Below are 23,759 nucleotides of genomic sequence, written 5' to 3'. Positions count from 1 at the left end.
ACCAAGAGGGTTTCATGCGTCGCAAAATCTGGCTTTTTCTAGCTATTGGATTGTTTTTGTCCGTCGCGTCGAGTGCAGGAATATATCTTTATCTAAGTTCACTTGAAAACAAGCTTCAGGCCGCACAAAAGCAGCTCGAGCGCATGGTCAGCGTCGCGCGCGTTCCCTTGCTCACTCGCGACATTGCGCGCGGCGAGCGTGTAACCGCTGCTGATTTCAAGTTGACCGACATCACGGCCGCCGCCGTTCCAGACAATATGCTCCAGGATCTTGAAGCCTCTTTCTCCGAGGCGGGTTCTGAACTTTTCGCGTTGGAAGACTTCAAGGCGGGTCAGTTCCTGCTGACATCCCAACTGGCAACGCAGGGTGAACAGACCAGCGCGGGATACATGCTGCCGCTTAACAAGCGCGCTCACGCGATCAGCCCGTCCAATCTGAACGAATACTCCGCGCAACTGTCGGCAGGAGACGTTCTCGATGTCTACTGGCGCGAACGGGAACGCTCCGGCAAGAACGTGACTAGACTACTTGCAACCGGATTGGAGATCGCTCGGCCGGCGCCAGTTGCGCCTGCAGCCGATGAAGCCTCCGGTTCGTCTCAGGCACCGTTGTCGGCAAGGGCATTCCCCAGCCAGGCGGCGTCCTCGTCTGGGTCGGAAGGTAAATCGGACAAGCTTGTCATTGTCGGTTCGGCTGAAGATGTGGCCAATCTCATGCAAGCGGAAAAACGCGGCGAGTTTCTCATCGTTCCGTCCAATCCCGGCGTATCCGCCGCCGATAGAATGCCTCCCGAGCCGGCGACGGATCAGAAACTGGCGGAAAAATCCGAAGCTGAACTGCCCGCAGATGATGAAGCGGCCAGCGACACCGCGCCCGCACTCGCCGAACGGGCATGGATGGCTGTCCTGGACAGGGCTTCTTCCAGCGCATCTGACACCTCCGCCTCTGCCGATTCAAACCCGACGACGGCTCCGGATGCGAATCTCGATGTTCCGGGGTTGTTCACGTTAAACAGCGCCCCCAAGCAATGTCAGCTCATCATCGTGCGATCCGCTGCGCGCTCCCTGATCGAGGTTCCGTGTCAATGACGCCAGCCGGAGGAGAACGCGCCGCCCCGGAGCATGCCGCCTCGGACAAGCCGACGCTTATCGAGGTTTGCACCATATCCAACAGCACGGAGACCATTCTCAACATCGCCGATTGTCTGGCACACCTGCCACCCCATCGCCGTACCGATCTGAACATGACCGAGGCGGTATCTTCTTTGCGCACCGCGGAAGGCGAGGACCGCCAATTCGACCTCGCGCTGATTGCCTTCGACGCCGAAGACGGCGTTGCATTCACCAACGCGCAGAATGTCATCACGCTTTGTGCCAAGCTGACCCGACAGCTCGTCCTGCTGGCGGACCAGAGCAATGTCAGCCAACTGAATATGCCAGCGAATGCGCAAATCCTCAGCCCGGATGCATGCAAGGCGCCACAAGACTTTCTCGCGCGGATCAGGCCGCAAGCGGAGGTAAATACACCTCCGACCCCTCGGGAAAACAGGCCCTCCGGTCCCCGCCGCAAAGGGTTGTGGAATCTGCTGCGCCGCAGGTCGAGCTCTCTCACGACAACGCCAACAAGCATTTTAAGCGACAAGCTGGCAAACAATGCGGCGACATTCGTGCTCCAGGGGCTTGCGGGGGGCGTCGGAACGACAACCTTGTCGGTAACGCTTGCCACCGAGCTGGCGCGGGCACGCCCTTCTGATGTCATATGTTTACTTGATTTCGACCTTCAATTTGGAAGTGCCGCCAGCTACCTCAATCTCGCGGAAAGCTTCCGCATTGACGATGCCTACCGCAACATCCGTGCCCTCGACGCCGAAAGCTTTAGAGACTGCCTGCTGTCGCTGAGGAAGAACCTTCTCGTGTTTTCCGCGCCACAGAATATCCACCCTTATGACGCGCTCACGAGTGAGTCCGTTCAGCATCTTCTCTCGCTCGCCAAACAGTTTGCCTCGGTGATTGTGATCGACGCACCGCATGCATTGACCGACTGGACAGGCGATCTCTACAGTTCAGCAGATGTGGTGGTCGGAATTCTGGAGCAGCAGGTTCGCTGCATTCATAACGCGAACAAACTGCGCGGCTTGCTAAACAGCGAAGGCATGGGCATGGCAAATTTTGATTTCGTGCTGAACCGGGCGCCGATACATCCCCCTCCAAATTGGCAAGAAACACTCGCAAGCCTTGAGACCGGACTGGGGAGTCGTATTTCCCATATCTTTCCTGATGGTGGGCCGGAGGTTTCCGAGGCTTGCGATCTTGGAATTCCTCTCCTATCGTTCCAATCCGGTAATCCTCTTCGCAAAGCCGTACAGGCGCTGATCACAAACGTAGCGGCCCCCTCCAAGGGAACACTAGGCCATGTTTCGTAAATATAGGGAAAGCCAACTGGATGCCGAAAATCTGTATTCCGCTCCGGTTGGAAACGATACTACCACAAATTCCCCCTTGCCTTCGGGCGAGACCGGAACGTTACCCTTTTCCCATGCCTTGCCTCGCCCCGGCGATGAGGACGAGATTCCGCCGGAACGTTCGGTAGAGAGAAACCGGCGCAGGGTTCTTGTAGAGATATTGAAGCAAACCCACCGGACGCTTCTTGAAACGCTCAACCTCTCCGCGCTCGAACGGGCTTCGGAGGCCGATATCCGCAAAGTTATCGGCGATATCGTGAAAGAGCTGGCCCCCAATCAGAGCATCGTTCTTTCACGCACCGATCGTGATCAAATCATAGACCAGCTATATTATGAAGTGACCGGTCTGGGACCGCTCGAGGTTCTGATCAAGGACGACAGCATCGCCGACATCCTGATCAACGGCCCGGAAAGCATCTATGTCGAACAGAACGGAATATTACAGAAGACGGATATTCAGTTTTCTGACGAATCCCATCTGCTCCGTATCCTGCAAAAAATCGTGTCCATGGTCGGTCGCCGCATTGATGAAATGAACCCGTATGTCGATGCCCGTCTCCCCGACGGTTCGCGGCTCAACGCGATGATCTGGCCTATCGCGGTCGATGGCACGATCGTTTCGATTCGCAAGTTCCGAAAGGACTCGCTCAGCATCGAACAACTGGTCGCATTTGGTGCCCTGTCCGAAAACATGGCTGCGTTCCTTCGGGCCGCGGTGTCCTGTCGGCTCAATATCATCATCTCGGGCGGTACTGGTTCGGGCAAGACGACGCTGCTGAATGCCCTCTCCGCCTTTATCAGCCCCCGAGAGAGGGTTCTGACAGTCGAAGATACCGCGGAACTCAATCTCCAGCAGGATCACGTCTGCAGAATGGAGAGCCGCCCGCCCAATATCGAGGGGCGCGGCGAGGTCACGCAACGCGACTGTCTGCGCAACGCGCTCAGGATGCGCCCCGACCGGATCATCGTCGGTGAAACCCGCGGTGATGAGGTGATCGACATGTTGCAAGCCATGAACACCGGGCATGACGGTTCGATGACAACGATCCACGCGAACTCAGCCCGAGATGCCGCAAGTCGGCTCGAGAACATGATTGCGCTTGCAGGGTTCGACATGCCGCTCGACGCGCTTCGCCGCCAGATCGCGAGCGCGGTCAATCTGGTCGTCCAGATCAGTCGTATGCAGGACGGATCGCGCCGGATAACCTCGCTCACCGAGATCACCGGCTGCGAGGGGGGTGTCCTTTCAATGCAAGAGCTCTTCACCTTCAAACATACCGGCACAGCCCCCGATGGTCGCGTCGAAGGGTATTTCGTCAACAGTGGCGTCCGCTCGCATTTCTCCGATCGGTTCGGTCGCTGGGGAGTTGATCTGCCGGAAGCGATCTATGAAAACGATAGAAGATGACACTCAATTGGATCTTACCTACCGCTTTTCTGCTAGGTGCCTTGCTGCTTCTCGCGGCTGCCACCTTGAGCGTTGTAGGGTTCGCCCGTCATCGACGTGAACGCCTTCTTGCCCGTTACGAGACGGGGGGCGACGCTTCGCCCGATGGCCCGGCGACACTGATTACGCCTGCCGATTCCATTGATGTCTCGCTGCGCCGCCCCGCCCCGCATGTCGAATGGCTTCAGTGGATTCGGCAGCGTGACCTGCGCCATCTGTATTCTTGGCTAATGCTTCTTGATCGCGGCGAAGCAACGCTGTTTGTCATCTGCTGGGCGACCCTCGCGATCCCTTCTGCGCTACTGCTTGGTTTGCCCAGCCCGATTGCAATCGCAGGCGCATTGATCGTTACTTCTATCGCCTGGATCACGGTCTACCGCTTTCGTCGCCAGAAACGGATAAATGCCATAGCCGATTCCGTTCCCGAGGCACTTGATATCCTCGTCCGTTCTCTGCGCGTCGGCGCTCCCTTCACGCGCGCGCTTCTTCTCGTGGGCGAATCCATGTCGGGTCCGATCGCCGAGGAATGTGCCACGACGGCCCGCGAAATCAGCTTCGGGCACGATCTGGTCATTGCGCTGCACGACCTGGCTGAACGGTGCAAGAATCAGGATCTCCACTTTCTTGCAACGGCGGTTGCGATCCAGCAAAGCAGCGGGGGAAATCTCGCCGAGATCCTGGAACGTCTTGCCGTGATATGTCGGGGGCGCCAGCAACTCAAACGCAAGGTCAACGCCCTCACCTCCGAGGCACGCTGGTCGGGCAAGGTTCTTTCCGCTTTCCCGATCGTCGCTGCGGGGGGGATCTTCCTCCTCAGCCCCGGCTATTTCGATGACATCGCACAGTCAGAGTATTTCATCCCGTTGCTCGTCACCGTCGGCGTGCTGCTCTTTGCAAATATCATTTTTATGCGCAGCATGTTGAAAATCGAGGACTGACGCCATGACCGCCCCCGATCTCAGTTCCCTGCTCTCCGTGCTGCTCGCCTGCGGTTTGATTTTCATGATTGCCGCGCTCTGGTTATTGAGCCGCCGATCTGGGCCCTCAACGGAAGCGCAACGGCCTCGCAACCTTCGCCGCGACAGAAATGTGCCACTGCGCCGGGGGGGGCTCATCTCCCTGCTTATGCGCTATTTGGAAGAACCCGACGAGAAGAGCCGCGAAAAATTGCGCAAGACTCTGTTTCAGGCCGGTTTTCCGGGGCCCAGTGCCCCCCACTACTTTGCCATCAGCAAGCTGGTTTGCGGATTGATCGCGATTCCGATCTCACTTGTCGTTTTCAATCTCATTTTACAGATCAGCTTTGCAGAAAACGCAATGTGGCTCATCGTCGGCTCCCTGACATTTCTCGTCGGTTACAGCCTGCCCGGTATATTTATTCAAAGCCGCGCAGATCGCTATGTTGCGAAAATTGCAAAAGGGTTGCCCGACGCGCTCGACCTCATGCTTGTGTCCGTTGAAGCCGGGCAATCACTCGATCTCAGCCTCGTTCGTGTGGCCAAATCCCTGCACCGAATACACCCTGAGCTTGCCGAGCGTTTTGCCACCACCGCCGAGGCACTGAAAGCGGGAGCCGACCGGGCCAGCGCCTTCGAGCGGCTTGCATACGAGACGGACAACATCGATCTCAAGTCATTCGCGCGCGTCGTGCTGCAATCTTCCACGATGGGAACGCCCGTGGCCGAAACCTTCCGCGTCTTTTCTGCCGATCAGCGCAGTCGACGCATCACCCGGATCGAAGAACAGGCCAATGTCCTGCCAACGAAACTGACGCTGGGAACGATGCTCTTCACCGTGCCCCCGTTTCTTCTTCTGATGCTTGCGCCGGCGCTTTATAGCATTTCCAAGAGCTTTTGAGCATGAATGAAGTCATGGCCTCCCCCGACATTCTTCGCTCTACGGGCAGTAGCCCTACGCGCGCCGGCTCAAACAGCAAGGCGAACGGCGCTCTCGTCATCGTCCTCTATGCGCTGGCGTCGGTCGCCGTTCTGGACCGGCTCTCAGTTCGCGCACCTGAGTCCTATATTCTGCCACTCTATCTTGTTTGCGCCTGCGCCGTTTTGATCGCCTTGGAAAGCGGGCGAGCACGGTTCAGTGCCAGGGGATTCTGGATGACGGTCGCACTGGCGCTTATCGCCGCTATCGCGCTACCGCTTCTGGCTTGGCCAAATATTTCCTTCACGACACGATCAGAAACCGGGGTTGTCATCCCGATTATCTGTGCGGTTGGCCTGGGGTCACTCTTGGCCCTGTGGTCCCATTTTTTTCGGCACAACTGGCTCGGTCTCGCCGCTAGCGGCACGCCCGCACTCTTGTTTCACGGCACCGTCCTGACCCTCGGGGCCGCTGCCTTGAACTTCCTCCCGTCCATCTCCGGACCCTATACGCTCACGCCGCTGTCCCTGATCAGCAATATGCTTGTCAGCATGAGCGCGGCCATATTGCTTATCCATCTCGCTCTTTCGATCGAAGCAGGGGGGCGCTGGTTGATGCATTTTTCGGTCGTATTGGCCGGAATTATCCTGCTTGCGGGCATCAACGGCCTTGCCGGACAGCCTCTCTTGCTACTCGTGCTCGCTGTGCTCGTGATCGCCACTTTGCCTTTTACCTCACGCTCTCCAGTGCTGGCCTCGCTGACCCTTGCGGCCTTCGCCGTCCTTTTGCCGCATATCCCGTTTGTGGTGACCAGCATCGGGGAACTTGCCAACCCAACCGGCACAGGCAATGCCCCGGTGCTGCTATCGGCAGTTGCCATCATTGGCATGGCGGCGCTTGCCCGACAGGCGGAAGATGCCCACCGACGGATCGTTGCGAGCGATAATATCGAAAAGCTCCGCACAGAGTTTGCGCGCCTTGGAGCCGGTCGCCTCCTGCGCGCCGACCTGAATGCCAAGCGCATGTACCTGATCACCTCGGAACGTGGATCAGAGAAAGGCTACAGCTTTGCGGATTTCTTCCGCGGAGCCAATTCCTCGGAAATGCTTGAACTTCTGAATGCCATTCGAGAGCCTGCACCTGCTGCTCCGGAAAAGGCCTTCGCCATCAAGCTCAATCCCACGCCACTCTCACCATATAGTCCCGAAACGCCCCCGGCCCCCCACCGAATCCATATTCTTGACAAGACACACAATTCGGCATGGCTCGGCCTGCTCGACATATCCGAACAAAGCGATCTGGAAGCGAAAGTCCGCCGCACAGAAACCGCACTTGGCGAGGCGCTCCTGCGCGAAGAACGACTGCTTTCTGTCGCTTCGCATGAATTGCGAACACCAATGTCCATTCTTTCGATGTTGGCCGAGGAACTGGATAGCGGAACCCCGTGGAACGAAATCGCACCAGGCTTCAAAGATGCCTGCAACCGAATTGATTCCGTGCTCGACGACTTGCGGGTCCACGATGGGCGGGAAGACGTCCAACTGCTGCAGACAGTCTACACTCTGCGAGAGATGGCACAGCATCTTCAAGAGGTTTACACCGGCCCGGCGCAGGCCAACGGCGTCGCGCTGTTGTTCTCGCTTTCTCAGCAAAGCGATACGCTGATTCAAAGCGACTACGGACGAATCTTCATCGCCTTGTCAAAGCTCATTCACAATGCCATCATCCATGCGCGCGCCAGCGAAATATCGGTCAGCGTTTTTCTCACCCGACAGACAGATGGCGCGGCGATTGCCACTTGGCAGGTCAGTGACAATGGCCGAGGTATTCCAGCCGAACGTCGCCAGACGATATTCCGGCCCTTTGATACAGATGGGACCGGACCGGGCAACACTCGGCCGGGCCTCGGGCTTTATACCGCACGTAACGCCGTGCAGGCGATGGGAGGAGAGCTGATCCTGCGTCGCCCCGACACTGACGAAATTGGCGCTGTGCCGCGTCGCTTGCCGCCCTTTTCGACAGCAAAGAGCGACGGTGCCTATGACGTGACAGCCCCCAATCCTGGAACAAGCTTTATTCTCAAGCATCCCGTTCGGCTCGCCAAGCACGCTGAATACACCACTTTGGAGCACCTGCCCATGACAGAAACCCAGGCGACCTATCCGGACAAGACCGTGCTTCTGATCGAAGACAATCAGATCGTGGGAGAGATCACGGTCGCGCGTCTCCGGCGTCTTTTTGGCACTACGATTTGGGCCGAACGCGGTGACGAGGCGCTACTTGCCTATGAAAACAGCCGCCCGGATCTTCTGCTGGTCGATCAACTCTTGCCGGGAATGCTGGGCTCCGAGGTGATAAAGCGGGTGCGCGAGACGAACAGGATCGTGCCGATCATTGGCATAACGGCATCCGCCATGGGATCGGAATGCGCCGAGCTTGAAGGGGCTGGTGCGAATTACGCTCTGGAAAAGCCGCTTTCGCTTCAACAGATGCAGAAGGTCGCGGCCGAGTTCTTTGGCCAAGCCACCACGTCAAGCGCGCCCGATAGCTGAGTACCCATGCCGGGCCGCTTGGTGGGCCCCCCGAACCCTGCAGATCAACTGACGCCGGGGGCGGCACCAGAACGTGACCGCTCCGCCACGGTTTTCGTCTTCTGACCAGTCAGGCGCGTAATCTTTCGTTAGGACTTACGTCAGCAAGCATGGTCGACTATACAATTGTAATAGGGGGCGTATCTTCAACGTACATTCGCTGTGTGTGACAAAGACGATGCGCAGTCAGAACTCGAAAAACGTTGTTCTCGATGGGTAAGACAATGGCAGAAACACAAGATCAACTCAGGGTATTGGTTGCCGACGATCATGCCATGGTGTTGGAAATGATAGAGCTTTTCCTCTCCAGCCAGCCTGGCATATCAGTGGAAACAGCCGATACTCTGGATGGTGCTCTCGAATTGGTAGAGCGCCTTGGAAGTTTTGACATCATTCTGCTCGATCTCAACATGCCGGGCATGAACGGCGTTGAAGGTCTACGCAGGGCAATTGCGGCGAATGACGGAAAACCCGTGGGAATTCTTACAAGCAATCCCTCTCCGCACAACGTGAGCCAAATTCTCGAAGCCGGGGCTTCCGGAATCGTCCTCAAGACGACTCACACACGCACCCTTGCCAATGCCCTCCGATTTATGGCCGCGGGTGAGCAATATGTCCCGCGTGAAATCACCATTGATCGTTCTGATCAGGTAAATTTGCCAGACAATCCATTGTCGAAGAAAGAGCTTCTGGTTCTATCACATCTGGCAGAAGGTCTATCTAACCGTGACATTGGCGCGAAAATCAATCTCGCGGAGCCTACGATAAAGATGCATGTTCGTTCGATCTGCACCAAGCTGGAAGTGAAAAACCGTACGCAAGCCGTTGTGAAAGCGAGAGACATGGGCCTGACGTGACTGGGGGGGCGAGTTCTTGGCCAAATGGGACATAGCTCCGCTCGCAATTCCCGCTCTGCCTTGCGCGCGAGCATCTGCCACGTTGCGTGAACAGGATCTCACACGCCGCACTTGCGCAGATATGGAAATTCCGGCGGTCAGCCCAACAATGCCATTTCCTTGAGGCGCGAAGACCAGATCAGGTTGTGGCGATGCTGTTTTTTCCATGCCTGGAAAACATAGAGGACAAGCACGGTGGCTGCGAAAGCTGCGACAATAGTCATGATGATTGATCCTATCTCAAAGTCTCTTTATTTATCTTTAGTATGTATACCTTAATCTTTTGGAATCCCGCAACGGAATTTCCCGCATTTCCCCGCCATCCACGGAAACTCTCCGTTTCTAAAAATGACATATTGTTCTCGGTCGGGCGCACTGAATCTTTCGGAAAGGCCAAGAATCTTGGTAATCTGTAGGGCACAGGCGCGGCTAGATGGCGTCTGATCCGTCTGACAAAAGCGCATCGGATGCGATACCGCGTTTCTCGGCGCTTGCGCGCACCGCTTGCTGAAGTGCTTCGCTGCGCTTGAGCAGGCGCCGAAAGCGTTTCTCGTCGAGCACCAGCAGCGTCGAGGGCGCAATTGCTCGCACTTCGGCCCGGCGTGCCTTGCGCATGAGGATGGCCAACTGCCCGAACATCTCTCCCCGGCCGAGCTTCCATGTTTGACCGGCAGATTCCAACTCGACCGCGCCCGATGCTATGAAGAACACGCTTTTGGGAATGCTGTCCTTGCGGATGACGACTTTGCCCGCGTTGACATAGCGGGTCTTGAGTGCGCGGCTCAGCCGTTTGCATGCCGCGTCATCGAGATCCTTGAACAGCGGAAACTGCCGGACAAGTTCGGCGCGTTGAACCGCGATATCGAGGTGAGGGCGCTTTTCCGCCGCGGCCCGTCGCATCCCGAGCTCCTGAATGAGGGCGGTATAGACTTCCGAGCCGATCAGCCCGTCCTCGCGCATGGCGAAGTATTCGCGTTCTTCCAGCCTCAGGGCGGTGCGCCGAATGAACCGACGTTGAAGCTTCTCGGCATAGCCCGGATACTGAAGGCGCAATCCTTCCAATGCCGTCTCCGTCGCCTCGATCCGCCGCGACAGCAACTCGTGCAGTAGGTCGGCCACCCGCCGCCCGTGGATGCGGCGAATGCGCCCGTCGATGAATGCCCCGAGATCACGCAGGATCAAGCGTTGCGATAGCAGCAGTTCGAACCGGTCGGCGGTCAGCCGCGCCAGTGGCATGGCGAGGCGCAGCCGCCGGTGCAGCACCACCGCCGCCTGAAAGGTTCTCCCATAGGCGACGCTGCGCCGCGCGGCCCGCATATAGCCGCTGCGACCGCCTGACCGCGCCCCTTCGATCAGCCGGTCGGCGTCGGAAAGAACCTGCTCTGCCATCCGCGCGGAAATCGTTCGTTCCCGCACCCGCGACAGGATGGTGTCGCGCTCGTGACCCGCCAGCGCGATCAGCCCGAGCGTGATCCGGTCGCGGTCAAGGATCTCGGCGCTGGCCTCGGCGGATTTCACCGCCGCGTCCAGCCGATCCCCGAACCGCTTGGCCTCGGAGCGCACGATCTCGCGCGTCAGTTCGTAATTCTCGGTCGTGCGGGCAACGTCTTCACGCACGGTCTGAAGCGCCACGGCGACGACCTGCCGCGACAGGGCCTGGTCGATCGGCGACAGGCGATCGAGCCCGAGCCACTCGATGATCGTCCTGAGCGTCGTGCCCTGCACGATCAGCGTGAAAAGGGTGAAACCGGTGGCAAGGATGCCGACCAGTCTTTTGACCTCGACCGGCACGCGAAAGCTCTCGGTCACCGCCAGCGCCAGCGCCAGCGTGACCGCGCCCCGAAGCCCGCCCCAGAGGATCGCGAACCGGTAGGGCCTCTCCACCGCCGGAGAGACGCGCAGCAGCGTGAGGAACGGCAAAAGCCCGAACAGGATCACCGCCCGCGCCGCCATGGCCGCAAGGATCACCACGCCGATCAGGATGAAATCCGAAAGGCGGACTTCCTCCAGAAGCCGCGGGATCAGGAGCGCGGCGAGGATGAAGATCAGCGCCCCGGCCCAATGCGCCAGCAGGCCCCAGACCTCGCGAAGGTTGGTCCATGCCTGCGGGGGCAGGTGCCCGGGCCCGGTCAGGTTCAAGGTAAGGCCTGCCGCCACCACGGCGATAACGCCAGAGGCACCGATGCTTTGTTCCGCGCCGATATAGACGAGATAGGGCAGCGCCACCGAGATCGAGATCTGCGCCAGTTCATGACGCGCAAAGAGCGCCATGACCCACACCGCGATGCGCGCGCTCAACCAGCCGATCAACACCCCGCCTGCGATCAGCAGCGGGAAGCGCGCGAGCGCGTCGCTCAGCGTCGGGTTCGGCGTGCCCAGCATCACGAACCCCATGAAAAGACCGAAAAGCGCAATCGCCGCGGCATCGTTCAGCAGGCTCTCACCCTCGATGATCCGCGCGAGCCGGCGCGGGGCCGAGATCGACCGGAAGATCGAGACAACGGCGGATGGATCGGTCGTGGACACGATTGCGCCGATCAGCAGGCAGGCCGCCAGCGGCAGCGTGCTCGCCCAGGACAGCGCGTAACCCACCGACACCGTGGCCACCACCACGGCCACCACCGCCAGGACCAGGATCGGCACCCAGTCGTCCAGCATCCGGCGCAGGTTCATGCCCAGCGTCGCCTGGAACAGCAGCGTGGGCAGGAAGACATAAAGGAACACGTTCGAGCGGATCGGCAGGCCGAGGATCGCTTCGGCCACGGGGTTGAGCGCGTCGGTCAGCTCGGTCCGCAGAAAGAAGATCGCCCCCGCCCCGATCAGGATGCCCAGCAGCGCGAGGATCACCGTATAAGGCAGGCGAATCCGCGCGGCCAAAGGTTCCGCGACCCCGATAACGAGGAAAAGCGATGCGATGACCGTGGTGATCAGAACGATATCCATGGAACCGGAATAGCCGGAAAACCAGGTGTCGGGAAACGGCATATCGGTGATTTTTGTGATTTGCGGCGCCCTTGGCGGTCCCCGGCCGCGCCCTGCCGGAGTTGTCAGCGTCATGAGGATGGGCAGGTCGCGATGGGCAGATCTGGCCGTGGCCCCCGGAACACGCATCGCTTGGATGGCGTGGAAAAGGGCGTGATTGCCTGAAATTTAGGCAATTATCAAAGCCCGGGCCGGGTGGAATGGCCCGACGGGGGACAAAACGCGATTTCGGAATGGACCTGTCCACATGGTCGGGCTCTAATCGGGCCATGAGCGGCACAGTGAATGAAACGGGGAATTTCGACGAAATGTGGGGCCGGGACGGGGCGTTGCGCGCGCCTTACGAGCGGTTTCAGAGCTGGTTCGACGGCGAAGACCCCAAGAACCTGCGCGCCAAGCAGCGCGAGGCCGAAGAGCTTTTTCGCCTCACCGGCATCACCTTCAACGTTTATGGCCGGGCCGAGGCCGAGGAACGCCTGATCCCCTTCGACATCATTCCCCGCATCATCTCGGGGCGCGAATGGCAGCGCCTGTCGCGCGGCATCGAGCAGCGTGTGCGCGCGATCAACGCCTTTCTGCACGACATCTACCACCGACAGGAGATCATCCGCGCCGGGCGCATCCCGCAAGAGATGATCGCCCGCAACGACGCCTTCCTGCCCCAGATGATCGGCGTCGCCCCGCCCGGTGGCATTTATACCCATATCGTCGGTATCGACCTCGTGCGCACCAACGATGACGATTTTTTCGTGCTCGAAGACAATGCCCGCACACCGTCGGGCGTGTCCTACATGCTGGAAAATCGCGAAACGATGCTCCAGATGTTTCCCGAACTGTTCAGCCGCAACCGCGTGCAGCCGGTGCAGAACTATCCGCGCATGTTGCGCCAGTCGCTGGCGGCCTGCGCACCTTCCGGCTCGGGCGGGCGGCCCTGCGTGGCGGTGCTGACGCCGGGGATCTACAATTCGGCCTATTTCGAACACGCTTTCCTGGCCGACCAGATGGGGGTGGAACTGGTCGAGGGGCATGACCTGCGCGTGGTCGACGGGCGCGTGGCGATGCGCACCACGCGCGGTTACAAACCCATCGACGTACTCTATCGCCGGGTGGATGACGATTTTCTCGACGCGCTGAATTTCAACCCGGACTCGGCGCTGGGCGTGCCGGGCATCATGGACGTCTACCGCGCTGGCGGGATCACCATCGCAAATGCGCCCGGCACCGGCATCGCCGATGACAAGGCGATCTACAGCTACATGCCCGAGATCGTGGAATTCTACACCGGCGAACGCCCGATCCTGAAGAACGTGCCGACATGGCGATGCAGTGAGCCCGAGGCACTGACCTATGTGCTCGACCATCTCGACGAACTGGTGGTCAAGGAGGTGCATGGCTCGGGCGGTTACGGCATGTTGATCGGGCCCGCCGCGAGCAAGAAGGAACTCGCCGCGTTTCGCCGCAAGCTGAGGGCGCGGCCCGGTCATTACATCGCCCAGCCCACGCTCAGCCTCTCGACCGTGCCGATCTTTACCAACAAGGGGCTGGCCCCGCGTCATGTCGATCTGCGCCCCTTCGTTCTGGTCAGTCCCGAAGGCATCAACATCACTCCCGGCGGGCTGACCCGCGTGGCGCTGAAAAAGGGCTCTCTCGTCGTCAATTCGAGCCAGGGCGGCGGCACCAAGGACACCTGGGTGCTGGAGGACTGACATGCTGGGCAAGACGGCGAACGGGCTTTTCTGGATGTATCGCTACCTCGAACGGGCCGAGAACATCTCGCGACTGGTCGAAACCGGCCAGCGCATCGCCCTGACCCGACTGGGCAGCAGCGACGAGGAATGGGAATCGGTGCTACAGACCGCCGGGGTGGCTGCGGGCTTTCACGCCGCCCATGACAGCCTGGCCAAGGACACGGCGATCGACTGGATGTTGCGCGCAAAGGAGAACCCGTCGTCGGTGCTCACCTCGATCATGGCGGCGCGACAGAACGCCCGGCTGGTGCGCACAGCACTCACCCACGAGGTCTGGGAGGCGACCAATGCCACCTACATGACCGCTTGCACGGCTTTGGCCCGCAAGGTCTCGGAACGCGATCTGCCACAGACCCTGCGCACGGTCCGCCAGCAGACCGCGCTGGTGCGCGGCGCGACCCATGGCACGATGCTGCGCAACGATATCTACGATTTCGCCCGCATCGGCACCTTTCTGGAACGCGCCGACAACACCGCGCGCATTCTCGATGTGAAATACTATGTCCTTCTGCCCTCGGTCATGGCGGTGGGCTCGTCCATCGACAACGTGCAATGGGAAACGATCCTGCGCTCGGTCTCGGCCCGGGGCGGCTTTCGCATGGAATATGGCGACAGCATCGACCCGCGCGACATCGCGCAGTTCCTGATCCTCGACAAGCGGATGCCGCGCAGCCTCGCCTTCTGCATCGGCAAGTTGCGCGACAACCTGGGCTACCTGGCCTCGAATTACGGCACGCGCCCGCAATCATGGGCGCTGGTCGATCATATCGAGCGCGGCTACCTCTCGTTCGATATCGACGCGGTGCTCGATTACGGGTTGCATGAATATATCCAGAAGGTGCTCTCGCTTCTTTCCGAACTGGGCGCACAGATCGAAATCGACTATCGGTTCTATGAGTAGGGTCATGATCCATTACCAGCACCTCCTCAGCGCGAGGATATGCACGAAATCGGCGGGTTTCGACGCGCCGCACTGGGTGGCCCCCTTTGCAAGCGGTGAGGGTCGCAGAGAGCGCGCATGTCCTCGTGCCCTTCGGGTTCGGCGGATTTCCCGCCTGACGGCGTTTCAATGGCTTGAAATAGAACCACTACTCCGGCGCCCATGCGCCTTGTCAGACAGGAAATCCGCCGAACTGAGGGGGTGCTGGTAATGGATCATGACCCTATGCCCATGCGCCTCTTCATCCGTCACACCACCCGCTACACGTTCGACACCCCCGCCAGCCACGGGCTGCAACAGTTGCGCAAGACACCGAAATCGACCCATCACCAACAGGTTCTCCACTGGCGCACCGATGTGCAGGGTGGGCGCAGGGAAGTGGCGTTCGAGGATCATCATAACAACGTCGTCGAGCTGATCAGCTTTGAGCGCGAGGCCGAGGGCATCGTGATCGTCAGCGAGGGCGAGGTCGAGGTCGGAGATAACCACGGTATCGTGGGCCGCCATATCGGCCCCGCGCCGCTCTGGCTCTATCGGCGGGCGACCGACCGCACCCGCGCCGGGGCGGGTTGTCGTGCGCTGATCCGCGAGGTGGCGGGCGAAACCGAACTCGACCGGCTGCACGCCCTGCGGGAGGTGATCGCCCGCGCCATCACCTTCGAGATCGGCGCCTCCCTCTCCGACTGGAGTGCCGAAGACGCGCTCGCCGCCGGACGCGGTGTCTGTCAGGATCACACCCATGTCTTTCTCGCCTGTGCCCGCGAGATGGGGTTCCCGGCGCGCTATGTCTCGGGCTACCTGATGCTCGATGACCGGGTGGAACAGGACGCCGCCCATGCCTGGGCCGAGGCCCATGTCGACGGGCTCGGATGGGTGGGGTTCGACGTCTCGAACGGCATTTCGCCCGATATGCGCTATGTGCGCGTCGCGACGGGGCTGGACTACGGCGAGGCCGCTCCTGTAACTGGTCTCACGATCGGCGGTGGCGGTGAACGCCTGTCGGTGCAGATCGAGGTTGCACAACAATAGGGGCAGGGCAGGGGCATGACCTACTGCGTGGGATTGATGCTTGAGCGCGGGCTGGTCTTCATGTCCGACACGCGCACCAATGCGGGCGTTGACAACATCTCGACCTTTCGCAAGATGCATTGCTGGGAGGTGCCGGGCGACCGGGTGATGGTGCTGATGTCGGCGGGCAACCTCGCCACCACGCAGGCGGTTGTCTCGATCCTCGATGAACGCACCAAGGCCACGCAAGAGCGCGACCCCTCGCTGCTCGCGCAACCCTCGATGTTTCAGGCCGCCAGCCTCGTGGCCGATGCGCTGCACGAGGTGATCGAGCGGCACGCCGATGCCGGACAACGCGCCGATGCCGCCTTCAACGCCACGCTCATCCTTGGCGGGCAGATCGCCGGCGGCCCGCCGCGCATGTTCCTGATCTACCCCGAGGGCAATTTCATCGAGGCCGGCGAGGACACGCCGTTCTTCCAGATCGGCGAGACGAAATACGGCCGCCCCATCCTCGTGCGCGCCTTTGACAAGGGGCTGTCCTTCGAGGCGGCGGTCAAGCTGCTGCTGGTCAGTTTCGACTCGACGGTCAAGGCCAACCTCTCGGTGGCCGCTCCCTTCGACCTCCAGATCGTCGAAACCGACGCGCTGGTGCTCGGGCGGTCGCGCCGCATCGCGCCGGACGACCCCTATTACACGGCGGTGTCGGAAAACTGGGGCAGGGCGCTCAAGAACGCGCTCGACCTGTTGCCCGATTACGAATTCTGAGCGGGCAGCGCGCAACAGGTGCCTCGCAATCGCCTCGCACCGGCTTGATTGCATCCCCCTGCGGGCGTAACAGGTCGGGTGCGGCAGGAATAACTGGAAAAACAAGCGGCGGTCGATGCGGGAAGACGAGATTTTACAGGCGGTGGTCCCGTTCTACGCCGAGATCGAGCGGCTGGGTTATTCGGTCCGCGCCAGCACCGACTTCGACGAGATCCAGCGTCTCGTGCCCCAGACGGGCCGCGAGAAACAGACCCCGATGATGTCGATCTCGCGCAACGATTTCACCGCCGACCGCGCATTCTGGCTGTTTCTCTTCAAGGGCGACGAGGTGGTCGGCGGCGTCGCGGCCAAGCACGACCGGCTGGGCGATGAAGGCTTTGGCTCCTACCTGCGCCGTACCTCGCGTGAACAATATGGCCGTGACCGCGACCCGATCGCCCAGATCGCCCGCCCGGTCGAGGATCTGTTGCAGGGCAATATCGTCTATATCGGAGAGCTCGAGTTTCGCAACGACCACCGGGGCAAGCTGGCCTTGCTTGAGGCGTTGATCAAGATATTGCAGGTGATCTGTGTCATGAAATGGCCAGGCTTCGACTGGATGTATGCCATCATTCCCGAAAATCACCTGCGTATTGCTTACCTTTACGGCTTTATCCTGACCATTCCTGAGGCTATCCAATGGGTCGACCCAGAGCCGGACGGGCGATTGAATTCCCATGTGGTTCTTGCGGTTGAAGGACGGCATCTGAACCATGTGTTGAAAGCCGCAAAGTCACGCGCGGATCGCGCACGCGTCAAATAAGCTTGGCAAAGACTAGCGTGAGTTTCTGCCCGTCAGGTGCTTCGACCGGCGCCATGACTCGGCGATATTTCTCTTTGATCTCGATTCCGTCCACAGTTGCGGAAAAGTCGATATCGGCGATCTGATACTGTTGCCGTCGTTGTACCTCAATGTGCGATGCAAGGGTGGCATCAATGATCCTGCGACTCAACTGGCCGATTCTATGCGCATAATCCTGCGTGTGTTCTATCCTGAAGTATTGCGCAGCAAGGCTTTGATGGCCAACTTTTGCGGGACGCATCAAATTGTCGTCACTTTGAACCGGATAAAACAGGTCCACCCGCTCGCGTATGGCATCGAAATCTTCCAGCCGTCCATCGTTGCGGTGCAGCCAGTTGAGCACATCGTCGACCATGATGTCGCCGCCCATGCGCAGCATTTCGTTCTGCACATCGCGCAGCGCCTGGGAATAGGCCGCCGCCGCGCGCCGGTGCAGTGTGGCGCTCGGCGCAGGCGCGATCACCCCGATCTCGGCCCGGTTCGAGCGGAACGCCTCGAGCGAGACTCCGGCGGCATGGCACAGCCGCTCGATGCTGGAAAACGGGATCTCGCGGCCATTGGTGATCTGGGAATGCAGCGTCGAGTATTTGAGCCCCGCTGCCGCGCAGGCCGGTTTGAGCCCGCCGAAATGGCGCTTGCAGAAATCCGCGGTGCGTTGGCCAAGGTCGCTCATGATGACATAGGGCATCCCCATGTGTGGATTTGTCAATCCCCAAATGTGGATTTTGACGAATCCAACCCATCCGGTGCTGCACCCCGCGTCATGGCTTGCCACGCCCCGGGCCCGGTGCTTTGGTTGCGCTGCAAGAGGGAGGACATGCCATGCCAAAGGTGCTTTACGAGAAAGACGGCCGGATTGCACGGATCACGCTCAACCGGCCCGAGGTGATGAACGCCATCGACGACGACCTGCCGACCGAGCTCGAGGCGGCAGTGACCCGCGCCGATGCCGACCCGGGCGTGCACGTGATCGTGCTGTCGGGCAAGGGCGATGCCTTCTGCGCGGGCTATGACCTTGCCTATTACGCCGAGAAGAACGGCGCCGACAACAACGTGACGCAAGAGATGCCTTGGGATCCGATCAAGGATTACCGCTTCATGTGGGGCAACACGCAGAAATTCATGTCGCTGTTTCGCTGTCTCAAGCCGGTGCTCTGCAAGGTGCATGGCTTTGCCGTGGCCGGCGGCTCCGACATCGCGCTCTGCTCGGACATCGTGATCATGGGCGAAGAGGCGCGTATCGGCTACATGCCCACCCGCGTCTGGGGCTGTCCGACCACCGCGATGTGGGTCTATCGGTTGGGGCCGGAAAAGGCCAAGCGGATGATGTTCACCGGTGACAAGATCACCGGCGTCGAGGCCGCCGAGATGGGCCTCGTGCTCAAGGCGGTGCCCGAAAGCGATCTTGATGACGCGGTCGAGGAACTGGCCGCGCGCATGGCGGGCGTTCCCACCAACCAGCTTGCCATGCACAAGATGGTGGTCAACCAGGCGATGGAAATGACCATCAACTCGACCCAACGCCTGGCCACCGTCTTTGACGGCATCACCCGCCACTCGCCCGAGGGTTTGAATTTCAAGGCCCGGTCCGAGGAAGCAGGCTGGAAACAGGCAGTGCGCGACCGTGATGAGGGCACATGGGACTGGACGGCGAACGAACCCCTGCCGAAACCCAACCGGTAGGGGTCAAAGCGGTTTGCGCGCCACGACAAAGCGCGAGGGCGGGCTCGCCGGGTGGTTGCCGGTCTCGATGATGTCGAACCCCGCTCCGGCGATTGCCTGTTCCAGCCCGGCAATGCTCATCCGGTGAAACCGGGGGGCCTTGCCCAGTGCCTGCATGACCGGCACGACCAGCCATAAAAGCGCGCGAAGCTTCAGGCTTATCCCCGACCCGGCCAGGCAGGGGGTCTTGGAGATGAAATAACCGCCGGGTTTCACCCGTTCGGCCATCCCGATCAACGCCGCTTCGGGATTGGGCAGCAGGTGCAACAGGTTGAACGCCAGAACGGCGTCGTATTCCCCGTCCGGCGGGGCCCCGGCATCCGTCTGCACGAATGTCACGTTGGTCGCACCCTGCGCCTCGGCCTTGTCGCGGGCGATGCGGATCATCTCGGCAGAAAGGTCGCTGGCCACGATATGACCCGTCGCATCGGCCAGTTTCAACGCGCTCGTGCCGGTGCCGCAGCCCAGCTCGAGCACCCGGCCATCGGGCGCAAGATGGGCGCGCGTGCGCTCAAGCGTATAGGCATAGGCGGCCTCGTCCTGCACCGGTCGCCTGGCATAGCGTTCCGCCGCCCGATCCCAGAAGGTCCGCTTGGTCATGTCTCGTCTCCACCTTATGCCATATTGCATGTGCTGACGTGCTAAACCACCCTTGCGCGGGTTGGAATTGCCTGAAAACGCAGGTCTGGTATACGGATATGCATGAATGAGCAGAGCCCCGAATTCGACTGGACGCAATTGCGCGCCTTTCTGGCCACCGCTGAACACGGTTCGCTGACGGCCGCCGCGCGGGCGCTCGGACTGACCCAGCCGACGCTGGGCCGCCAGGTCTCGGCACTGGAAACCAGCCTTGGCCTTGCGCTGTTCGAGCGGGTCGGGCGCGGTCTTGAACTGACGGCGGCAGGCCGCGAGATCCTGCCCCATGCGCGCGCCATGGCCGTGGCGGCGCAGCGCGTTTCCCTTGCCGCGGCAGGGCAGGCCCAAACGCTCGAGGGCAAGATCCGGATCACCGCGTCTGACCTGTTTTGTGCCCATGTCCTGCCGCCAATCCTGGCCCGGCTGCGCATTGCCGCCCCGCGCCTCGAAATCGAACTGGTCGCGGCCAACGACATTCGCGATATCCTCCGCCGGGAGGCCGATATCGCGATCCGCAACCTGCGCCCGACCGAGCCCGACCTGATCGCGCGCAAACTGCGCGAAGCGACGGCGCATTTCTATGCCGCGCAAAGCTATCTCGACCGACGCGGGCGGCCCGCGACCCTGGCCGATCTCGCGCGCCACGATGTCATTCATTTCGGTGACCCCGCCCGTTTCATCGACCATCTGCGCGCGCTGGGCATCACGCTCTCGCCGGAGAACCTGTGTCTCGGGTCGCAAAACGGCCTTGTCGCATGGGCCATGGCGCAGCAGGGTCTCGGTATCGCGGCCATGGCCGATGAGGTCGCGGCCCATACCCCCGAGATGGAGCGCCTGTTGCCCGAAATGCCCCCCATCACCTTTCCCGTATGGCTCGTCACCCATCGCGAATTGCACGGCGCCGCGCGGATACGGCTGGTCTTTGACCTGCTGGCCGAGGTGCTGGCGCGGCCTGCCTCGGGCAACAACGGTGATGGCAATGCATCGGGCTGAAGCAAGATTCCACCCGTGCAAAGCGATTTTTCCGGGTCCGGCAATCTGGTAACTTCCCGCGTTCGACCATAGGTTGGCCCGGCGAACGAAGGAGACCCCCATGCCTGCAATCGTCGAAACCCGGGGCCTGACCAAGGTCTACGGAGACGGAACCGAGGCGCTCAAGCCTTTGGATCTCGATATAGAAGAGGGCGAGATACTGGCCCTTCTCGGCCCCAATGGAGCCGGGAAAACAACCCTGATTTCAATGCTTTGCGGCCTCGTATCCCCATCGAGCGGGCAGGCGCGCGTGGGCGGGCACGACATCATCACCCGCTATCGCGATGCGCGCGCGCTCATCGGGCTGGTGCCACAGGAAATCGCGCTCGAACCGTTTCAAAAGGTCTGGGACGCGGTGCGTTTCACGCGCGGCCTGTTCGGGCAGGGCCGCGACGATGCTCATCTCGAAGATGTGCTGCGCAAGCTGTCGCTCTGGGACAAGCGGCGCTCGAAGGTCAACGAACTTTCGGGCGGCATGAAACGCCGCGTGCTGATTGCCAAGGCGCTGTCGCACAATCCGCGGGTTCTGTTCCTTGACGAACCCACCGCCGGGGTCGATGTCGATCTGCGCCGTGACATGTGGAACATGGTCGCGGATTTGCGCCGCGACGGCGTGACCATCATCCTGACCACCCATTACATCGAAGAGGCCGAGGCCATCGCCGACCGTGTCGGCGTGATCAACCACGGCGAATTGCTCCTGCTTGAGGATAAGCAGGCGCTGATGACCCGGCTGGGCCGCAAGACGCTCCGGATCGAGCTGCGCCGCCCGGTCGAGGCGGTGCCGGGCGGGCTCTCGGGCTATGATCTGGAACTGGCCGAGGACGGGCGCAGCCTGAGCTACCATTATGACACCCAGGGCGAGGGCACGGGCATCACGGCCCTGTTGCAGGATCTCTCGCGCGAGGGGCTGGCGCTGCGTGACATCCACACGCGCCAATCCAGCCTCGAAGAAATTTTCGTTGATCTGGTGAAAGGAGAGGATGCATGAACTGGCAAGCAGTCGGTGCCATCTACCGTTATGAAATGGCACGTTTCTTCCGCACCATCGCGCAAAGCTTCCTGTCGCCGGTGCTCTCGACCTCGCTTTATTTCGTGGTGTTCGGCACCGCCATCGGATCGCGCATCAACGAGGTCGAGGGCGTGAGTTACGGCGCCTTCATCGTGCCCGGGCTGATCATGCTGTCGGTGATGACACAGGCCACCACCAACGCCTCTTTCGGCATCTATTTCCCGAAATTCATCGGCACGGTTTACGAACTTCTCTCGGCGCCGGTGAATTTTTTCGAAATCGTGCTGGGCTATGTCGGCGCGGCGGCGACCAAGTCGCTGCTGATCGGGATGGTCATTCTGGCCACGGCGACGCTTTTCGTCGATCTGACGGTGCTGCACCCGGCGGCGATGGTGGCCTTCCTGCTGCTCACCTGCCTGAGTTTCGCGCTGTTCGGTTTCATCATCGGCATCTGGGCGCGCAATTTCGAGCAGTTGCAACTGATCCCGCTTCTGGTGGTCACGCCGCTGGTGTTCCTCGGTGGGGCCTTCTACTCGATCTCGATGTTGCCGCCGGGCTGGCAGACCGTGACCTATTTCAACCCGGTGGTTTACCTGATCTCGGGCTTCCGCTGGGCGTTTTTCGGCACGTCGGATGTGCCGGTCGCGCTCTCGCTTCTGGCGATTGCGGGGTTCCTGCTGCTGTGCCTTGCGGTGGTCTGGGCGATCTTTCGCACCGGCTACCGGATCAAGCCGTAACTGTCACGATTTGCCCGCAGGCGGGGGAAAATTCACACGATAACGGCATAAGGCGCCCCCGCGCCTTGTGCCGACCGCCCGCCGCCTCTACATGAGCCTTCATGAAGAGATTTATCCCTTTTGTAAAAGCACCCCCCCGGGTGGCTGTCCTGCGCCTTCAGGGCGCCATCGGCGTGGGGCGCATGCCGCTCAATGACGAGGCGCTGGCGCCGCTCATCGAGCGCGCCTTCAGCCGGGGCAAACCAAAGGCGGTGGCGCTCCTGATCAACTCGCCCGGCGGCTCGCCGGTGCAAAGCGCGCGGATCGCGTCGCGCATCCGGCGCCTGTCCGAGGAAAAGGACATCCCGGTTCACGCCTTTGTCGAGGATGTGGCCGCCTCGGGCGGTTATTGGCTGGCCTGTGCGGCGCGCGACATCTGGGCCGATCCGGCCTCGGTCGTGGGCTCGATCGGGGTGATTTCCGGCACCTTCGGCGCGCATGAATTCATCGCCCGCCACGGAATCGAACGGCGGGTCTATACCGCCGGCAAGTCGAAATCCCAGCTTGATCCCTTCCGCCCCGAGAACCCAGAGGATATCGCCCGGCTCAAGGTGATCCTCGACGACATGCACCAGATCTTCATCGACCATGTGAAAGCGTCACGCGGCGATCGCCTCGCCGACGATCCGCGGCTTTTCACCGGTGAATTCTGGCTTGCGGGCAAGGCGCTCGACCTGGGCCTGATCGACGGCACGGCGCATCTCGAACCCAAGCTGAAAGAGCTTTACGGCGACAAGGTCAAACTCATCCCCTATGGCCGCAAGCGCGGGTTGTTGCAGCGTTTCGGCGCGACGCTGGCCGGTGATGCCATGGCCGAGATCGAAGAGCGGGCGCAATTCTCCCGCTATGGCCTCTGATCCATGATCGCCAAGATTGTCCTCCTCTTCCTCGTCTTCATCGCGGTGCTTGGCATGTTCGGCAAACTGCGCGTGCCGGGCAAGAAACAGCTCGACGCGAAACGCTGTCCGAAATGCGGCCGGTTCCGCATCGGCAAGACCTGCAATTGTGAAAAGAAAGGATAGGC

The 23,759-nt window shown here is 60.8% G+C and carries 22 protein-coding genes; 18 read left to right on the top strand and 4 right to left on the bottom strand.

All coding sequences use genetic code 11. The features are described 5' to 3' along the window. The first annotated feature begins 14 nt into the window (after positions 1-14). From FLO80_RS16730 to FLO80_RS16700, 7 genes are all read left to right on the top strand, one after another. Positions 15-1,088 (top strand): CpaB family protein, encoded by a 1,074-nt coding sequence (locus FLO80_RS16730; RefSeq protein WP_111367667.1) that lies wholly within the window; start codon positions 15-17, stop codon positions 1,086-1,088. Continuing rightward, positions 1,085-2,422 carry a CpaE/TadZ family protein gene (locus FLO80_RS16725; RefSeq protein WP_188078319.1) on the top strand — a complete coding sequence of 446 codons (1,338 nt, stop codon included), beginning with the start codon at positions 1,085-1,087 and terminating at the stop codon, positions 2,420-2,422. The genes FLO80_RS16730 and FLO80_RS16725 overlap by 4 nt, the downstream gene beginning before the upstream one ends. After that, on the top strand, positions 2,412-3,869 hold the full coding sequence (locus tag FLO80_RS16720; RefSeq protein ID WP_111367671.1) for a TadA family conjugal transfer-associated ATPase: 1,458 nt from the start codon (positions 2,412-2,414) through the stop codon (positions 3,867-3,869). The genes FLO80_RS16725 and FLO80_RS16720 overlap by 11 nt, the downstream gene beginning before the upstream one ends. Then, complete coding sequence (locus tag FLO80_RS16715) at positions 3,866-4,846, top strand: type II secretion system F family protein (RefSeq protein WP_111367673.1); 981 nt, start codon at positions 3,866-3,868, stop codon at positions 4,844-4,846. The genes FLO80_RS16720 and FLO80_RS16715 overlap by 4 nt, the downstream gene beginning before the upstream one ends. A 4-nt stretch (positions 4,847-4,850) precedes the next feature. Further along, positions 4,851-5,765, top strand: coding sequence for a type II secretion system F family protein (locus FLO80_RS16710; RefSeq protein WP_111367675.1), 915 nt, complete (start codon positions 4,851-4,853; stop codon positions 5,763-5,765). 2 nt (positions 5,766-5,767) lie between these two features. Continuing rightward, complete coding sequence (locus tag FLO80_RS16705) at positions 5,768-8,335, top strand: ATP-binding response regulator (protein ID WP_111367677.1); 2,568 nt, start codon at positions 5,768-5,770, stop codon at positions 8,333-8,335. Positions 8,336-8,598: 263 nt separating this feature from the next. Next, on the top strand, positions 8,599-9,231 hold the full coding sequence (locus tag FLO80_RS16700; protein ID WP_111367830.1) for a response regulator transcription factor: 633 nt from the start codon (positions 8,599-8,601) through the stop codon (positions 9,229-9,231). 137 nt (positions 9,232-9,368) lie between these two features. Here FLO80_RS16700 and FLO80_RS23385 read toward each other — a convergent pair whose 3' ends face one another. Both FLO80_RS23385 and FLO80_RS16695 read right to left on the bottom strand, forming a co-directional pair. Then, complete coding sequence (locus FLO80_RS23385) at positions 9,369-9,494, bottom strand: hypothetical protein (RefSeq protein WP_281287023.1); 126 nt, start codon at positions 9,492-9,494, stop codon at positions 9,369-9,371. Positions 9,495-9,699: 205 nt separating this feature from the next. Continuing rightward, positions 9,700-12,213 (bottom strand): cation:proton antiporter, encoded by a 2,514-nt coding sequence (locus FLO80_RS16695; RefSeq protein WP_111367832.1) that lies wholly within the window; start codon positions 12,211-12,213, stop codon positions 9,700-9,702. A gap of 308 nt (positions 12,214-12,521) precedes the next feature. On the opposite strand from FLO80_RS16695, the gene FLO80_RS16690 reads away from it, so the two are divergent. From FLO80_RS16690 to FLO80_RS16670, 5 genes are all read left to right on the top strand, one after another. Then, the gene (locus FLO80_RS16690; RefSeq protein ID WP_111367679.1) at positions 12,522-13,958 is read left to right on the top strand and encodes a circularly permuted type 2 ATP-grasp protein; all 1,437 of its coding nucleotides are present in this window, start codon (positions 12,522-12,524) and stop codon (positions 13,956-13,958) included. 1 nt (position 13,959) lies between these two features. Then, positions 13,960-14,901 carry an alpha-E domain-containing protein gene (locus FLO80_RS16685; protein WP_111367680.1) on the top strand — a complete coding sequence of 314 codons (942 nt, stop codon included), beginning with the start codon at positions 13,960-13,962 and terminating at the stop codon, positions 14,899-14,901. Between the two features lie 270 nt (positions 14,902-15,171). Beyond that, positions 15,172-15,969 carry a transglutaminase family protein gene (locus FLO80_RS16680; protein ID WP_111367834.1) on the top strand — a complete coding sequence of 266 codons (798 nt, stop codon included), beginning with the start codon at positions 15,172-15,174 and terminating at the stop codon, positions 15,967-15,969. Between the two features lie 15 nt (positions 15,970-15,984). Continuing rightward, positions 15,985-16,716, top strand: coding sequence for a proteasome-type protease (locus FLO80_RS16675; RefSeq protein WP_111367681.1), 732 nt, complete (start codon positions 15,985-15,987; stop codon positions 16,714-16,716). Positions 16,717-16,831: 115 nt separating this feature from the next. After that, positions 16,832-17,518, top strand: coding sequence for a hypothetical protein (locus FLO80_RS16670; RefSeq protein WP_111367683.1), 687 nt, complete (start codon positions 16,832-16,834; stop codon positions 17,516-17,518). On the opposite strand, the gene FLO80_RS16665 is transcribed toward FLO80_RS16670, so the two are convergent. Next, positions 17,511-18,230: a hypothetical protein gene (locus FLO80_RS16665; RefSeq protein ID WP_146611055.1), complete on the bottom strand. Its 720-nt coding sequence runs from the start codon at positions 18,228-18,230 to the stop codon at positions 17,511-17,513. The two genes, FLO80_RS16670 and FLO80_RS16665, sit on opposite strands and share 8 nt — an antisense overlap. 149 nt (positions 18,231-18,379) lie before the next feature. Between FLO80_RS16665 and FLO80_RS16660 the strand changes: the two genes are divergently transcribed. Then, complete coding sequence (locus FLO80_RS16660) at positions 18,380-19,240, top strand: crotonase/enoyl-CoA hydratase family protein (protein WP_111367687.1); 861 nt, start codon at positions 18,380-18,382, stop codon at positions 19,238-19,240. A gap of 3 nt (positions 19,241-19,243) precedes the next feature. Here the strand turns inward: FLO80_RS16660 and FLO80_RS16655 are convergent, their stop codons facing one another. Further along, a complete protein-coding gene (locus FLO80_RS16655; RefSeq protein WP_111367689.1) occupies positions 19,244-19,879 on the bottom strand; it encodes a class I SAM-dependent methyltransferase in 636 nt (211 codons plus the stop codon). Between the two features lie 102 nt (positions 19,880-19,981). Here FLO80_RS16655 and FLO80_RS16650 point away from each other — a divergent pair, with 102 nt between their 5' ends. The 5 genes from FLO80_RS16650 (at position 19,982) to FLO80_RS22910 (ending at position 23,757) form a co-directional block, all read left to right on the top strand. Continuing rightward, positions 19,982-20,908 carry a LysR family transcriptional regulator gene (locus FLO80_RS16650; protein WP_111367691.1) on the top strand — a complete coding sequence of 309 codons (927 nt, stop codon included), beginning with the start codon at positions 19,982-19,984 and terminating at the stop codon, positions 20,906-20,908. Positions 20,909-21,008: 100 nt separating this feature from the next. After that, the gene (locus tag FLO80_RS16645; RefSeq protein WP_111367693.1) at positions 21,009-21,938 is read left to right on the top strand and encodes an ABC transporter ATP-binding protein; all 930 of its coding nucleotides are present in this window, start codon (positions 21,009-21,011) and stop codon (positions 21,936-21,938) included. Next, a complete protein-coding gene (locus FLO80_RS16640; protein WP_111367695.1) occupies positions 21,935-22,696 on the top strand; it encodes an ABC transporter permease in 762 nt (253 codons plus the stop codon). Before FLO80_RS16645 ends, FLO80_RS16640 begins: the two co-directional genes overlap by 4 nt. 101 nt (positions 22,697-22,797) lie before the next feature. Beyond that, positions 22,798-23,592, top strand: a complete 795-nt coding sequence (locus FLO80_RS16635; protein WP_111367697.1) for a S49 family peptidase — start codon at positions 22,798-22,800, stop codon at positions 23,590-23,592. A gap of 3 nt (positions 23,593-23,595) precedes the next feature. Further along, entirely contained in the window at positions 23,596-23,757 is a 162-nt protein-coding gene (locus tag FLO80_RS22910) for a hypothetical protein (RefSeq protein WP_188078318.1), read from the top strand. Positions 23,758-23,759: the final 2 nt, after the last annotated feature.

It is taken from the genome of Aquicoccus porphyridii (assembly GCF_008369105.1).
In the GTDB taxonomy this organism is placed as follows: Bacteria; Pseudomonadota; Alphaproteobacteria; order Rhodobacterales; family Rhodobacteraceae; genus Aquicoccus; species Aquicoccus porphyridii.
The sequence above is the reverse complement of the archived record's forward strand: the minus strand, read 5'-3'. Positions and strand labels throughout refer to the sequence as shown.

What these genes read in the sequence shown, in the direction of transcription:
- FLO80_RS16660 (WP_111367687.1), top strand. Translation starts at nt 18,380, where the DNA reads ATGCCAAAGGTGCTTTACGAGAAAGACGGCCGGATTGCACGGATCACG.
- FLO80_RS16710 (WP_111367675.1), top strand. Translation starts at nt 4,851, where the DNA reads ATGACCGCCCCCGATCTCAGTTCCCTGCTCTCCGTGCTGCTCGCCTGC.
- FLO80_RS16645 (WP_111367693.1), top strand. Translation starts at nt 21,009, where the DNA reads ATGCCTGCAATCGTCGAAACCCGGGGCCTGACCAAGGTCTACGGAGAC.
- FLO80_RS22910 (WP_188078318.1), top strand. Translation starts at nt 23,596, where the DNA reads ATGATCGCCAAGATTGTCCTCCTCTTCCTCGTCTTCATCGCGGTGCTT.
- FLO80_RS16675 (WP_111367681.1), top strand. Translation starts at nt 15,985, where the DNA reads ATGACCTACTGCGTGGGATTGATGCTTGAGCGCGGGCTGGTCTTCATG.
- FLO80_RS16715 (WP_111367673.1), top strand. Translation starts at nt 3,866, where the DNA reads ATGACACTCAATTGGATCTTACCTACCGCTTTTCTGCTAGGTGCCTTG.
- FLO80_RS16720 (WP_111367671.1), top strand. Translation starts at nt 2,412, where the DNA reads ATGTTTCGTAAATATAGGGAAAGCCAACTGGATGCCGAAAATCTGTAT.
- FLO80_RS16730 (WP_111367667.1), top strand. Translation starts at nt 15, where the DNA reads ATGCGTCGCAAAATCTGGCTTTTTCTAGCTATTGGATTGTTTTTGTCC.
- FLO80_RS16705 (WP_111367677.1), top strand. Translation starts at nt 5,768, where the DNA reads ATGAATGAAGTCATGGCCTCCCCCGACATTCTTCGCTCTACGGGCAGT.
- FLO80_RS16665 (WP_146611055.1), bottom strand. Translation starts at nt 18,230, where the DNA reads ATGAGCGACCTTGGCCAACGCACCGCGGATTTCTGCAAGCGCCATTTC.
- FLO80_RS23385 (WP_281287023.1), bottom strand. Translation starts at nt 9,494, where the DNA reads ATGACTATTGTCGCAGCTTTCGCAGCCACCGTGCTTGTCCTCTATGTT.
- FLO80_RS16725 (WP_188078319.1), top strand. Translation starts at nt 1,085, where the DNA reads ATGACGCCAGCCGGAGGAGAACGCGCCGCCCCGGAGCATGCCGCCTCG.
- FLO80_RS16700 (WP_111367830.1), top strand. Translation starts at nt 8,599, where the DNA reads ATGGCAGAAACACAAGATCAACTCAGGGTATTGGTTGCCGACGATCAT.
- FLO80_RS16695 (WP_111367832.1), bottom strand. Translation starts at nt 12,213, where the DNA reads ATGGATATCGTTCTGATCACCACGGTCATCGCATCGCTTTTCCTCGTT.
- FLO80_RS16685 (WP_111367680.1), top strand. Translation starts at nt 13,960, where the DNA reads ATGCTGGGCAAGACGGCGAACGGGCTTTTCTGGATGTATCGCTACCTC.
- FLO80_RS16690 (WP_111367679.1), top strand. Translation starts at nt 12,522, where the DNA reads ATGAGCGGCACAGTGAATGAAACGGGGAATTTCGACGAAATGTGGGGC.
- FLO80_RS16650 (WP_111367691.1), top strand. Translation starts at nt 19,982, where the DNA reads ATGAATGAGCAGAGCCCCGAATTCGACTGGACGCAATTGCGCGCCTTT.
- FLO80_RS16655 (WP_111367689.1), bottom strand. Translation starts at nt 19,879, where the DNA reads ATGACCAAGCGGACCTTCTGGGATCGGGCGGCGGAACGCTATGCCAGG.
- FLO80_RS16640 (WP_111367695.1), top strand. Translation starts at nt 21,935, where the DNA reads ATGAACTGGCAAGCAGTCGGTGCCATCTACCGTTATGAAATGGCACGT.
- FLO80_RS16680 (WP_111367834.1), top strand. Translation starts at nt 15,172, where the DNA reads ATGCGCCTCTTCATCCGTCACACCACCCGCTACACGTTCGACACCCCC.
- FLO80_RS16670 (WP_111367683.1), top strand. Translation starts at nt 16,832, where the DNA reads ATGCGGGAAGACGAGATTTTACAGGCGGTGGTCCCGTTCTACGCCGAG.
- FLO80_RS16635 (WP_111367697.1), top strand. Translation starts at nt 22,798, where the DNA reads ATGAAGAGATTTATCCCTTTTGTAAAAGCACCCCCCCGGGTGGCTGTC.